Source organism: Rhodococcus sp. 14-2470-1a (assembly GCF_002259425.1).
GTDB lineage: Bacteria > Actinomycetota > Actinomycetes > Mycobacteriales > Mycobacteriaceae > Rhodococcoides > Rhodococcoides fascians_E.
Genome location: NZ_NPFZ01000034.1, coordinates 103,478 through 116,384 on the forward strand (window position 1 = coordinate 103,478; position 12,907 = coordinate 116,384).

The following is a 12,907-nucleotide window of genomic DNA, read 5'->3' on the forward strand; positions in this document are numbered from 1 at the left end:
GCCGCTGGGGTGTCTAGGCCGCTGGGGTGTCTAGGCCGATTGGGAGTCTTCCTGCGCGGCCTGGGCCTGGGCGACCTGTTGGGGGGTGAAGCGAATGAAGAATGCCGCGAGACCTGCCACGACGGCGAGGATGGAGCAGCAGAAGAGCGCGAACATGTAGCCCGAGCTGAGGGCGCCGAGCTGAACGTCGTTCATCAAGGTCGCCGGGCCCGTGGTGCCCCCCAGTGACAGCGTGCGGGACGTGACCAGCGCGCCGACGATCGCGAGTGCCACCGGGCCGCCGAGTGTCTGCGCGACGAGGGCGATGGCGGTCAAGGGGCCGATTTCGGTGGCCTGCACCCCGGCGATCGCGCACAGTGGAAGAGGGATCGACGCCATGCCGACGCCGAATCCGATGCCGATGACCGGGAAGAAGATGCCGGGGAAGTACGACGAATCGGCGTCCATGGTGGCCACCGAGAACAGAAGCCACCCGATCATGATCAACGCACCGGTCATGACCAACCATCGCGGTTGAATACGTACGACGAGTTGAGAGGTGATGAACGCGGCAGCGCCCAGTCCGAAGGCGAACGGAACGAACGCGAGGCCCGCCGCCAACGGGCTGTAGCCCAGGATGTCCTGAACGAACAGGGCGACGAACGCGGCCAGGCAGAACATGACGCCGCCGGCGAAGAAGATCGCCACGAAGGTGGCGACTCGGTCTTTGCTCGCGAACAGAGAAAACGGGAGCAGCGGGTTGTCCGCTCGGCGCTCGACGACGAGGAACAGACCCAGCAGGATCAGACCCGCGACGAGCGAACCGACCACCAGTGGACTGAGCCACCCCAGTTCGGTGCCTTCGCTGAGCGCGAGGACCACGCCGGTACAGCCGAGGGTGCCGAGTATCGCTCCGGGGAAATCGAGGGCCAAGCGGACGCCTGCGGTTTCCTTCAGTGACACCACCGCGAGGATCACGATCAGGATGCCGATCGGCACGTTGATCAGAAAGATCCAGCGCCAGGACACCTGAGTGAGCGCACCGCCGATGATGAGTCCGGCGATGGAACCGACACCGGTCATCGCGGCGTAGATGGCGATGGCCTGATTTCGCACCGGGCCCGGTGCGAAGGTCGTCGCCACGAGCGCAAAGGCCGTCGGCGACGCCACTGCCGCACCCACGCCCTGCAGTGCGCGCGCGGCCACCAACGTCGCTTCGTTGACGGCGAGCCCGCACAACAGCGACGCGATGGTGAACAGCACGACGCCACCGAGGAACATCTTCTTGCGACCGAACGCATCGCCGAGGCGCCCCCCCAGAAGCATGAGGCCGCCGAACGCCAGTGCGTACGACGTCAACACCCAGTTGCGACCCGCGTCGCTCAATCCCAGATCCGCCTGCAGCGGCGCCAAAGCCAGATTGGCGACCGTCCCGTCGAGAACCACCATGAGCTGCAGTCCGCTCAGAACGATGATCGCCAGACCGAATGCCCTGGTGGTGACCGGGTAGACGATCTGCGTCGTGGGCGCTGCGGGCTGCGTGTGATCAGGCACGGGGGTTCACGTTACCGAGAGTTCACAGAAAAACCAGCAACGGTTCCGATTACGACGATCGCAGGTGGACGTATGCCCTCGTCCTTGACCTTCTGGGCCACTGTGGAGAGGTCCGCCCGTACCTCACGTTGGGTACGCATCGTCCCCTCCTGGACCACGAGGACCGGCGTCGACGCGGCTCGTCCGCCGTTCATCAGCACCGCCGCGAATTTGTCGATCCGCTCGACGGCCATCAGGAGCACGATCGTGCCCTTGAGTCGCGCCAGTGCGTCCCAGTCGACGAGAGAGTCGGGGTGGTCCGGCGCGACGTGTCCGCTGACGACGACGAATTCGTGAGTCACACCTCGATGCGTCACCGGCACGCCCGCAGCGGACGGCACGGAGATCGCACTGGTGATTCCCGGCACGACGGTGACCGGGATTCCCGCGTCGGTGAGAGCTTCGAGTTCCTCGTAACCACGGCCGAAGACGTACGGGTCCCCGCCCTTGAGCCGGACGACGAACTTCCCTGCCTTCGCTCCGTCGATCAGCGCCTGGTTGATCGCCTCCTGGGCCATCGCGCGTCCGTACGGAATCTTCGATGCGTCGATGACCTCGACGTGTGGGCCGAGCTCGGCCAGCAACTCCGGCGGCGCGAGCCTGTCGGTGACCACGACGTCGGCATAGGTCAACAGACGACGCCCGCGAACGGTGATGAGGTCGGGATCACCCGGGCCACCGCCGACGAGTGCGACGCCGGTGTGCGGGGCGTGTGCGGCGTCGGTGACGACACCGGACTGCAGAGCTTCGAGCACCGCGGTCCTCACCGCAGCCGACCTACGGTGCTCTCCCCCGGCCAGCACACCGAGCGTGAGTCCGTCGTAATCCGCCGACGCCGGGGTGACCGCGGTGCCGTCGCGCGCGACGTCCGCGCGAACGCAGAAGATTCTGGCCCGTTCGGCCTCGGCGACGATGGCCGCGTTGGTCTCGGCCTCGTCGGTGCACGCGATCGCGTACCACGCGTCCGCGATGTCTCCGTCGCGATAGTCCCGCAGGTCCAGCGTCACCTGACCAGCCGTCGCCCAGCCCTCCACCGCGGGTGTCGCCTCACGAGTGATGACATGAACCACCGCACCCGAGGAGATCAACAACGGCAGCCGACGCTGCGCGACAGTGCCACCGCCGACGACGACAACACGCCGTCCGGACAGATTCAGGCCGACCAGATAGGGAGAATCGGTCGCGTCGGACTCACTCGATGTGGAGACATTCACGGTACGAAACGCTACCGCGTTGCCTTGGGTGCTCGCTCCCGCAGGCCTCGCGGGCGCTCGACCCGTGTTTCGTCCCAGACGGGCTCACTCGATTCGCGGACCTGCCCGTCGGATCCGAAGACGAGGAACCGGTCGAAGCTGCGCGCGAACCATCGGTCGTGGGTGACGGCGACGACCGTTCCCTCGAATGCTGTGATGGCGTCCTGCAGCGAGTCCGCGGACACCAGGTCGAGGTTGTCCGTCGGTTCGTCGAGGAGCAGCAGGGTGGCGCCGGACAGTTCCAGCAGCAGGATCTGAATCCGTGCCTGTTGCCCACCGGACAGGTTGTCGTACAACTGCTCTGCGGCGAGTGACAGGCCGTAACGATCGAGTGCACGGCTCGCGGCTTCGCGACCCATTCCGTCACGGTGCTCGTTGCCGAGATGCAGGATGTCCAGCAACGTCTTGCCGTGGAGATCCGGCCTGCTGTGAGTCTGCGCGAACAATCCTGGCCGCACCCGCGCACCCAACACGGCGGTGCCGCTGTGCGGTACGGGCGCGATCTCGAGTTCCTGGACCGGGAGGTGCTCCCGCTCGGGGTCGGTACCGCCCGCCGCCAGCAGCCGAAGAAAGTGCGATTTGCCGGATCCGTTGGAACCGAGCACGGCCACCCGATCACCGAACCAGATCTCCGTGTCGAACGGCTTCATCAACCCGGTCAGCTCCAGTCCGGTACACACCAGCGCGCGTTTCGCGGTGCGCCCACCGTGCAGCCGTACCGTCACCTTCTGCTTCAGGGGAACCGCCTCGGGAGGGCCCGCGTCCTCGAACCGCGTGAGCCTCGTCTGCGCTGCCTGATAGCGAGCGGCGATGCCGTCGTTGAACTTCGCTTTCTCCCGCAAACGGAGAACGAGCGCCCGCAGTTTCACTCGTTCCTCGTCCCAGCGGCGGCGAAGTTCGTCGAGCCGGGCGTTCCGGTCCTCGCGCGCGTCGTAGTAAGTGGCGAAGCCTCCGCCGTGGACCCAGGAGGTGGCCCCGTTGAATCCCGGTTCGAGAGTGACGATGCGGGTGGCGGCATTCGCGATGAGCTCGCGGTCGTGGCTGATGAAGAGCACGGACTTGTCCGACTCACGAATCGTCTTCTCCAGCCACCTCTTACCGGGAACGTCCAGGTAGTTGTCCGGTTCGTCGAGCAGAAGCAACTCGTCGGAACCGGCGAACAACGCCTCGAGCACGACACGCTTCTGCTCGCCACCGCTCAGAGTCGACACATCACGCCACTTCGCGACGTCGAACGGTGCACCGAGCGCCGCCATCGTCACCTTGTCCCAGAACGGTTCCAGATCGTATCCTCCGACATCGCCCCAATCGGACAGCGCAGCAGCGTAGTTCATCTGCGTCTTCTCGTCGTCCGCCTCCATCATCGCGTTCTCGGCCTCGTCCAGAGCCTCGGCGGCTCGGCGCACCGCGAGCGAGGACACCGACAGCAACAGATCCAGAACCGTCGTTCCGCCGGCTCCACTCCCGACCCCACGGGTCGTTCCGCCGGCTCCACTCCCGACCCCACGGGTCGTTCCGCCGGCTCCACTCCCGACCCCACGGGTCGCTCCGCCGGCTCCACTCCCGACGAACTGACGCATGACTCCGAGCGCACCCGATCGGGTCACGGCGCCGTCCTCGGGCTCGATATCGCCGGAGACGATGCGAGTCAACGTGGTCTTGCCTGTGCCGTTCGGTCCGATCAACGCCATCTTGGCGCCGTCACCGACACGGAATCCGACGCCGCTGAGAAGCTGCCTGCCGTCGGGCAGGAAGTAGTCGATGTCGGTCAGTTCGAGGTGAGCCACGCCGACAAATCTATGTCAGGGAGTCAACGTCATTTTTCGAGTGGTGGTCAGGGTCTGTCGGCCGACGGGATCGACGTGCGCATGCTCGACGCTCACCCGCGCCGTCTCCCCCTCGGTCGTGAGAAGCATGACGCCGTTGTCGAACCACGGCCCGGCCTCGGCTTCCCAACTCACGTCGGGCGGCGGCACCTTGGCTCCCCGTGCGAGCGAAGCCAGTACCCGCGCGGCCGGACGTTTGATCGCCAGCCGGTTCACGGCACGAATCGGTAGGTTCAGCGGGTTGCGGAACGGCGACATCGTCAACTGGTACGTCGCCGGAACGTCGCCGCCCACCCCGAACTCGGCTCGCGCGACGTACGAGCAGTGCACGTCGCCGGAAAGCCACATGATGCTGGCGGGTGCGTCGTCGCTTCTGGAGATCTCGCGCACCAGCGTCGCCATGTCCAGGAACGACTTTCCGAACGCGGCCCAGTGCTCGAGATCCAGGTCGATTCGGAGCTTCTCCCCTACTCGCGCCGCGAGCTTGCCCCAGCTCCCCTGTGCCACAGCCTCGTTCCACTGTTCGAGATGATGCAGTGCGGGCAGCATCAGATACGGCAGTGACGAGCCGAAGAGCAGGTGCCGCGGAGACTTCTCGAGCGCTCGTTCCCTGACCCACGCCCACTCGACGTCGTCGACCATCGCGCGCCGGCTCGGATCGAGGTCACGCGAGCACCGGGAGTCGATCATGATCAACCGAGTGTCACCGAAATCCCGGTAGAAACTCCACCGGCCGGTCTCGGGCACCTCGTCGACTCGCAGCGAGAACTCGGAGAGCAGGCGTTCACGATCGAAGTCGGTCGCAGCGACCTTCACCTGTGCGTACAGCTCGTCCCGACCGAGCTCGTCGGGCGAGAGATTACCGAGGTGCTGATACACCCAGTACGACGAGAACGCACCCACGACACGGTCCTTCCACCAGGGCCTGGTCTCGATGTCGGCGCGCCACGACGCCGACGAGTTCCAATCGTCACACAGGTCGTGATCGTCGAGAATCATGCACGACGGCACGCTCGCGAGCAGCGTCCTGACCGGCTCGACTCCCCACGACTCGTGGTAGAGCCACGAGTACTCCTCGAAGTCGCAGATCTCGTCGGCCGCGTCGGTGTCGCGGGCACTCGCCGGACCGTCGCCCGCGGCTCGTCGAGCGCGCAACCTCTCGATGATCTCCGGCGACGGGTCGTCGGCGTAGACCTGGTCGCCGAGCAGGAGCAGCGCCTGCGGCCACTCCTCCGGTCCCTGCCCGGCCATGCGGGTGCCGAGGCCCGCGAGCGCATCCGCGCCGATTCGCTGTAGGGATTCGTCGCTGTAATTGTCTCCGCGCCTGCAGGATCCGAACGCGAAGGTCACCGGACCGTGCCGGTCGATGGTATGAATCGCCGCGGTTGCACCCGGTTCGGGCCAGACGACGCGGCCGTCGAACGTCGAGTCGTAGGTGATGGCGGTGTCGGCAGGCAGATCGGTGAGCGCGACGAGCGCGTAATGGTGACCGTGAACGCCCCACGTCGAAGCCTCACCGTGCACACCGGTGTCGGTGGTCACTCGGACGGTCCCCGGCCGGTCGAACTCGAACCAGAACGTTGCATCGTGCGCACCGACATAGCGGACGAGAGGACCGAGTACGAGCGGTGAAGACGTCATCGTCACCACGATGCCCTGAGTCCGCTCGACGCGCCACTGTGGCCGGTCACAGCAGCGCTGCAGCGACCGTCACACCGCGGGCACTCGTCTTCGCGAGTACGAGGCGTCCTTCGGTTGCGCGCAGCGCCGCCGCCTCCGCGACACTGGGCGTTCCGGTGGCGGCCCGCGTCCGAGCGGACGGTTCGGTGACCGTCACCGCCGCAAGTTCCTCCGCGGACCACAGGTGCAGCGTCACACCGAGGGACTCGGCGACGGGAAGCATCTGAGCGTCCTTCGACTCCAGCGTGGACAACGCCACGATCGTGAACGTCGTCGGTACGACGTCACGCAGGACGGCGAGGCAATCCGCCACCGACGCCGTCGACGTCGCTCCGATACCCACGACCACGTGCGTGGCCGCCGGCGTCACGCGCCCGCTCTGGTCTCGTGGGAACGCGCGGAGGCGAACGTCGCGCAGGCACCGACGAAACGACGGACCGACTCCGGGCTGCCCGCCGGGTGCGTGTGCAGGTACGACGCGTGTACACCGCCGCGCACGAATCCTTCCTGCACGAACGCCCGCTCCGCTGCCACGCTGGGGTTCCGCCACCCCCACGCGGAGTGCAGGTCGGTCGAGGGCGCCTGATCCACGAGCCGGGTCCGATGGAACTCGTGCCCGCTCACTCGTTGCCCGGCGTCGAACAAAACGGACGTCTCCAGCGCCACCGCATCGCGATAACCGAGAGTGAGCGACGTGCCGAAGCGTGCTTCGATGTCGAGCACTCCGGCCATCGAGTGCCCGTCGAGTTCGCGCGCCAGGTACAGGAGCCCGGCGCATTCCGCGTGGATCGGAATGCCGCGGTCTGCTGCGGCGCGGACGTCGGCGAGCAACGCGGTGTTCGACGCCAGCTGTTCGGCGTGCTCCTCCGGAAAGCCTCCGGGGACGACGACTCCGGATGTGCCGTCGGGCAGCCCGTCCGTCAGTGGGTCGAACACCGCGACATCGGCTCCCGACGCTCGGAGAAGTTCGATGTGTTCGGCGTACCCGAAGGTGAAGGCGGGCCCTCCCGCCATCGACACCACGGGACGGGTCTCGTAATGCCTGCCCACCTCGCCCGCGGGGTCCCACGGTCGATCCTGCACCGCCGAGCGGGCCAGTGCGACGATCGCGGCGATGTCCACGTGTGCGGTGACGAGGTCGGACATCGCATCCACGGCCGCCCGTGCCCGGCCTCCGTGCTCCAGCGCGGTGATCAGTCCGAGGTGCCGGGACGGCACGGCCAGTTCCGCCATCCGGGGCAGCGACCCGAGAACCGGCACGCCGACACGTTCGCACGCTTGACGGAGCACCTCCTCGTGACGAGGACTTCCCACTCGGTTCAGGATCACGCCGCCGATGCGAACGGACGTGTCGAACGTCGAGAACCCGTGCAGCACAGCGGCCAGACTCTGACTGTGGCCTCGTGCGTCGACGACCAGTACGACCGGCGCACCGAGCATGGCTGCGACGGCGGCCGTGGAGCCCTCGGCTGTGGCGGCGCCACCACCGGACATGTCGATCTTGCCGTCGAACAGGCCCATGACGCCTTCGACGACGGCGATGTCGCAGCCCGCGCTTCCGTGTCGATACAGCGGACCTATCCGCTGGGCGCTGACCATGACCGCGTCGAGATTGCGGCCCGGGAGCCCGGTCGCGAGTGCATGATAGCCGGGGTCGATGTAATCGGGGCCGACCTTGAACGGGGCGACACGACGCCCGGCACCACGCAGCGCACCCATCAAACCCGTTGCCACCGTAGTCTTTCCGCTCCCGGATGCCGGGGCGGCGATGACGACGGCGGGAACGGAGGTGGTCACCATTCGATTCCGCGTTGGCCCTTGCGGCCCGCGTCCATCGGATGTTTGATCTTCGCCATTTCGGTGACCAGATCGGCCGCGTCGATCAGCGCTGCAGGTGCATCGCGGCCGGTGATGACGACATGCTGATTACCCGGCCGACTCCGAAGCACGTCGACGACCTCGTGGACGTCGACCCATCCCCACTTCAACGGATACGTGAATTCGTCCAGGACGTAGAACCGGTGCGTCTGCTCCGAGAGTCGCCGCGCGATCTCCGCCCACCCGTCGGCAGCGGCTGCAGCGTGGTCCACCTCGGACCCCTTCTTTCGGGTCCAGGACCAACCTTCGCCCATCTTGTGCCATTCGACAGCGCCTCCGACACCCGAAGATTCGTGGAGTTCGCCGAGCATCGTGAAGGTCGCTTCCTCACCGACCTTCCATTTGGCGCTCTTGACGAACTGGAACACACCCACGTCGAAACCCTGATTCCACGCGCGTAACGCCATCCCGAACGCAGCGGTCGACTTCCCCTTGCCCGGCCCGGTGTGCACGGCCAGTACCGGTTGATTGCGACGCTGCCGGGTGGTCAATCCGTCCTGCGGTACCGATCCCGGAAGCGGAACTCCCTGAGGCATGCTTCTCGCCTTCCTACGCGGCCGCGCGTACGACGGCGGCGACGCGCTCGGCCGACAGATCGGCCAGACGGACGTACCCGCCCTGCAGGTGGCGGGCGAACTCGGCGGCCAATCCGAGCCGAACCATCCCCGACTCGCAATCGACGACGACGGAACCGATGTGATCACCCGCGATGCGGGATGCCGCTGTGCGCGCGCGACCCACCGGATCCGGTCCGCCCGTCGCGCGCCCATCGGTCATCGCCACCACGAGGGCACGGCGCAGCGGGTCGCGAACCTTCTCACGCAGAACGACGTCGCGCGCCGTGACGAATCCCTGAGCAAGCGGTGACCTGCCGCCGGTCTTCATTCTTCGCAGTCGTGTGGCGGCGACGTCGACGCTCGACGTCGGAGGCAGCACCAACTCGGCGTCCCGACCGCGAACAGTGATGACCGCGACCTTGTCTCGTCGCTGGTACGCGTCACGCAGCAACGACAGAACTGCACCGGTGACCGCGGAGAGACGATCCCGTGCCGCCATGGAACCGGATGCATCGACGACGAAGACGATGAGGTTGCCTTCGCGGCCCTCACGCACCGCACCCCGAAGGTCGGACGGCTGCAACACGAATCGGCCGGACTGTCGACCTCGCGCGACCTGAGACTCCGCGGCAGCGAACAATGTCCCCACCAGGTGTAGTCCCTTGCCCGGCTCCGTCGTCGACCGCACGACGCGTCCCTGCGGGGAGCGCGCCCTGGACCTGCGACCCGGGGCTCCCTCCCCGACGCCGGGAACCTCGATCGATCGCGCACGAAACTTCTCGCCGGGTGTTGCGGCGTCTCGCTCACTCGCCTGTTTCTCGGGGGCGTCGGGCTCGTCCGTCGACGACGTGCCGGTCTGTGGCCCGGGATCGGGCTGCGGTTCGCCGCCACCGTCGTCTCCGCCCCCGTCGTCTCCGCCACCGTCTCCACCTCCGTCGTCGTCGGGTCCTGGATCCGACTCGGCGGAGGACTCCGCCTGCTCGGCGGCATCCCGCATCGCGTCGTCGAGGGCCGACTCGTCGATACCCGGTTCGTCGAAGGGATCTCGCCGACGCCGGTGCGGCAGCGCGAGTTCCGCGGCGACCCGGACATCGGATTCGGCGACGGCGTCGGCGCCGCGCCAGGCGGCGTGCGCCGTGGCCGTGCGAGCCACGACCAGGTCGGCTCGCATACCGTCGACGTCGAAAGCGGCACAGAGAGCGGCGATTCGGCGCAGCTCGGTGTCGTCGAGCACCACATCGGCCAGCGCCTCGCGTGCATGCACGATCTTCCGTGCAATCTCCGCGTCGGAGTCGGCGAACTCGGCCGCGAACTCCTCGGGATTCCGTTCGTAGTTCAGGCGGCGCCTCACCACGTTCATCCGGGTGTCGACATCGCGGGACGCGGTGACCTCGACCGCCAGTCCGAATCGGTCCAGCAGCTGAGGCCGAAGCTCTCCCTCTTCCGGGTTCATGGTCCCGACGAGCACGAACTGCGCTAAGTGCGAATGAGATACACCGTCACGCTCGATGTGCACGCGGCCCATCGCGGCCGCGTCGAGCAGGACGTCGACGAGGTGGTCGTGCAGCAGATTGACCTCGTCGACGTAGAGCACTCCACGGTGCGCCGCCGCCAGCAGACCCGGCTGAAACGCGCGTTCACCGTCGCGTAGCACTTTCTCGAGATCGAGCGAGCCCACCACTCGATCCTCGGTTGCACCGACGGGCAGCTCGACGAGCCGTGCAGGCCTGGTGACGCCCTCGTCGTCGACGGCAGGCAGCAGCGCTGCCAATGCCCGGACGACGGTGGATTTGGCGGTCCCCTTCTCGCCGCGCACCAACACACCACCGATGCCGGGGTGGACTGCGCAGAGGATCAGGGACAACCGCAGCTGCTCCTGACCGACGATCGCACTGAACGGATAGCCGGGCTGCTGCACGAGAGAACTCCTTCGTCCCGGCGGACTCCGCGCCGGAGAGGTGACGAGCCCGCCGATCCGGCGGGCGTACTGCGAAGTTGTGCGGTGATCTGACTTCGGTGCTTCGGCCCCTCGGGACCGAAGCACCTACACAGTGGCGGGACCGTGCCTGATTCACACAGGACTTCCCCGCATCAACTTCCTGGTCGTCGAACGACCGGTCCGATTACGCCTCGCTCCATGGAGTTCCGCCCCCACGACGCATGGGGGTGTGCGGAATTCCGTCCTCGAGCACTTCCTCCCCGTCGGGCAGGAATCCGTGCTTGGCGTACATGTCGACGAGGTAGCTCTGTGCATTGATGCGGCACGGTGCCGAACCCACCTCGGCGAGCGCTGCGCGCAGGATGCGAGTGGTGTGGCCCTGCCCGCGCGCAGACCGCTGTGTGCAGAGCCGACCGATGCGGAACGCTTTCTCGCCGTCGTCGTGCTCTTCCAGCAGGCGCAACGTGCAGACGACCTCGCCGTCTCGTTCCAGCCAGAAGTGCCGGGTCTCGGAGAGTAGGTCTCGACCGTCGAGCTCAGGGTAAGCGCACGCCTGCTCGACGACGAACACCTCGACACGCAACTTCAACAGGTCGTACAACGTCTTGTTGGACAGGTCCAGAGCCCAGGAACGCTTCAGGGCAGCAGCTTGCGTAGTCATCAGCTCTTGCTATCACACGCCGCTGGGCTGTGCGACCTGGGTGGTCTGCCCGAGTTCGAGGCGAGCCGACGTCCAATCGAAGACCTCGCGGAACAACGTCCGGTCCTCGGCGAGCTTCTTGCCGAGCGAGGGCACCATCTCCTTCAGCTTCGGCTGCCAACCGTCGTAGCGGTCGCCGAAGCAGCGCTGCAGCACGTCGAGCATCGCCGGCACCGCGGTGGACGCACCCGGCGACGCGCCGAGCAGACCCGCGATGGAGCCGTCGGCCGCGTTGATGACAGCCGTTCCGAACTCGAGCACTCCGCCGCGGCCCTTCTTGCGAATCACCTGCACACGCTGACCGGCCGTGACGAGCTCCCAGTCCTTACCGACGACTTGGGGCGCGAACTCACGCAGGGTCTCGACGCGATCGGCTGCCGACTGCGCGAGCTCGCCGACGAGGTACTTCACCAAACCGAGCTCGGTCACACCGACGCCGAGCATGGACATCAGGTTGCCCGGCTTGACCGAGCTGGGGAGGTCCGTGAACTTGCCCTGCTTCAGGAATTTCGGCGACCACCCTGCGTAGGGGCCGAAGAGTAGTCCGGGCTTACCCCCGATGACGCGTGTGTCGAGGTGCGGCACCGACATCGGCGGCGCACCGACGGACGCTTTGCCGTACACCTTCGCCGAGTGCTGGGCGATGAGGTCCGGGTTGGTGCAGCGCAGCCATTCGCCGCTGACGGGGAACCCACCGAAGCCCTTGATCTCGCTGATCCCGGACTTCTGCAGCAGATGCAGAGCACCGCCGCCTGCTCCGACGAAGACGAACTTGGCGTTGACGGTCTTCTTCTCACCGGTCCGCAGGTTCGCGATCTTCACGTTCCACGTGCCGTCGGACTGCTTGGTGATGTTGGTGACGTCGGTGCCGAAGTGGACGGTGCCCCCGGACCCGGAGATGTAGTTGAGCAACTGACGGGTCAGCGCGCCGAAGTCGACGTCGGTGCCCTCGTCGCTCCAGTTCAGAGCGACAGGGTCGGAGAAATCGCGGCCCGCGCCCATCAGTGGCAGCCGCCGGGTGAACTCGTCCGGACTGTCGATGTACTCCATGCCTTCGAACAGCGGGTTCGACGCCAGTGCGTCGTACCGGGCACGGAGGTACTTCACGTTCGACTCGCCGTGGACGAAGCTGACGTGAGGAATCGGGTTGATGAAGTTCTTCGGGTCGCTCAGCACGCCGGATTCGATGCTGTGCGCCCAGAACTGACGCGACACCTGGAACTGTTCGTTGACGTTCAGCGCCTTGGCGATGTCGACGGAACCGTCTTTGTTCTGCGGGGTGTAGTTCAGCTCACACAGAGCGGAGTGGCCGGTGCCGGCGTTGTTCCACGCGTCACTGCTCTCGGCAGCGGCCGCGTCGAGTCGCTCGTACACGTCCAGCGACCACTCGGGTTCGAGCTGCTTCAGCAAAGCCCCGAGGGTGGCGCTCATGATTCCGGCGCCGACGAGAACCACGTCGGTCTTGACCTGCTGTTCTTTTGACACTGGAGAATCGACTTCCT

General features: G+C 66.6%; 10 protein-coding genes and 1 riboswitch. All 10 genes read right to left on the reverse strand.

Annotation, left to right across the window (positions count from 1 at the left end; translation table 11 throughout):
- Positions 1-30: 30 nt before the first annotated feature.
- Positions 31-1,533, reverse strand: coding sequence for an MFS transporter (locus tag CH292_RS24365; protein WP_094655913.1), 1,503 nt, complete (start codon positions 1,531-1,533; stop codon positions 31-33).
- A gap of 11 nt (positions 1,534-1,544) precedes the next feature.
- On the reverse strand, positions 1,545-2,786 hold the full coding sequence (gene cobA, locus CH292_RS24370) for a uroporphyrinogen-III C-methyltransferase (protein ID WP_019664208.1): 1,242 nt from the start codon (positions 2,784-2,786) through the stop codon (positions 1,545-1,547).
- An 11-nt stretch (positions 2,787-2,797) separates the two neighbouring features.
- The gene (locus tag CH292_RS24375; protein ID WP_094655914.1) at positions 2,798-4,612 is read right to left on the reverse strand and encodes an ATP-binding cassette domain-containing protein; all 1,815 of its coding nucleotides are present in this window, start codon (positions 4,610-4,612) and stop codon (positions 2,798-2,800) included.
- Positions 4,613-4,627: 15 nt separating this feature from the next.
- Positions 4,628-6,292 (reverse strand): alkaline phosphatase D family protein, encoded by a 1,665-nt coding sequence (locus tag CH292_RS24380; RefSeq protein ID WP_256978517.1) that lies wholly within the window; start codon positions 6,290-6,292, stop codon positions 4,628-4,630.
- A 46-nt stretch (positions 6,293-6,338) separates the two neighbouring features.
- Positions 6,339-6,701: a cobalamin biosynthesis protein gene (locus tag CH292_RS24385; protein WP_019664211.1), complete on the reverse strand. Its 363-nt coding sequence runs from the start codon at positions 6,699-6,701 to the stop codon at positions 6,339-6,341.
- Positions 6,698-8,131: a cobyrinate a,c-diamide synthase gene (locus CH292_RS24390; RefSeq protein ID WP_179275199.1), complete on the reverse strand. Its 1,434-nt coding sequence runs from the start codon at positions 8,129-8,131 to the stop codon at positions 6,698-6,700. The genes CH292_RS24385 and CH292_RS24390 overlap by 4 nt, the downstream gene beginning before the upstream one ends.
- A complete protein-coding gene (gene cobO, locus CH292_RS24395) occupies positions 8,125-8,745 on the reverse strand; it encodes a cob(I)yrinic acid a,c-diamide adenosyltransferase (protein WP_094627125.1) in 621 nt (206 codons plus the stop codon). Before cobO ends, CH292_RS24390 begins: the two co-directional genes overlap by 7 nt.
- Before the next feature lie 13 nt (positions 8,746-8,758).
- Positions 8,759-10,684, reverse strand: a complete 1,926-nt coding sequence (locus tag CH292_RS24400) for a magnesium chelatase subunit D family protein (RefSeq protein ID WP_094655916.1) — start codon at positions 10,682-10,684, stop codon at positions 8,759-8,761.
- A 44-nt stretch (positions 10,685-10,728) separates the two neighbouring features.
- Positions 10,729-10,878: riboswitch (adenosylcobalamin (AdoCbl) riboswitch) on the reverse strand.
- Positions 10,879-10,889: 11 nt separating this feature from the next.
- Positions 10,890-11,366, reverse strand: coding sequence for a GNAT family N-acetyltransferase (locus CH292_RS24405; protein ID WP_019664215.1), 477 nt, complete (start codon positions 11,364-11,366; stop codon positions 10,890-10,892).
- Between the two features lie 12 nt (positions 11,367-11,378).
- On the reverse strand, positions 11,379-12,890 hold the full coding sequence (gene mqo, locus CH292_RS24410) for a malate dehydrogenase (quinone) (protein WP_037162880.1): 1,512 nt from the start codon (positions 12,888-12,890) through the stop codon (positions 11,379-11,381).
- Positions 12,891-12,907 lie beyond the last annotated feature (17 nt).

What these genes read in the sequence shown, in the direction of transcription:
- CH292_RS24380 (WP_256978517.1), bottom strand. Translation starts at nt 6,292, where the DNA reads ATGACGTCTTCACCGCTCGTACTCGGTCCTCTCGTCCGCTATGTCGGT.
- CH292_RS24390 (WP_179275199.1), bottom strand. Translation starts at nt 8,131, where the DNA reads ATGGTGACCACCTCCGTTCCCGCCGTCGTCATCGCCGCCCCGGCATCC.
- cobO (WP_094627125.1), bottom strand. Translation starts at nt 8,745, where the DNA reads ATGCCTCAGGGAGTTCCGCTTCCGGGATCGGTACCGCAGGACGGATTG.
- CH292_RS24405 (WP_019664215.1), bottom strand. Translation starts at nt 11,366, where the DNA reads ATGACTACGCAAGCTGCTGCCCTGAAGCGTTCCTGGGCTCTGGACCTG.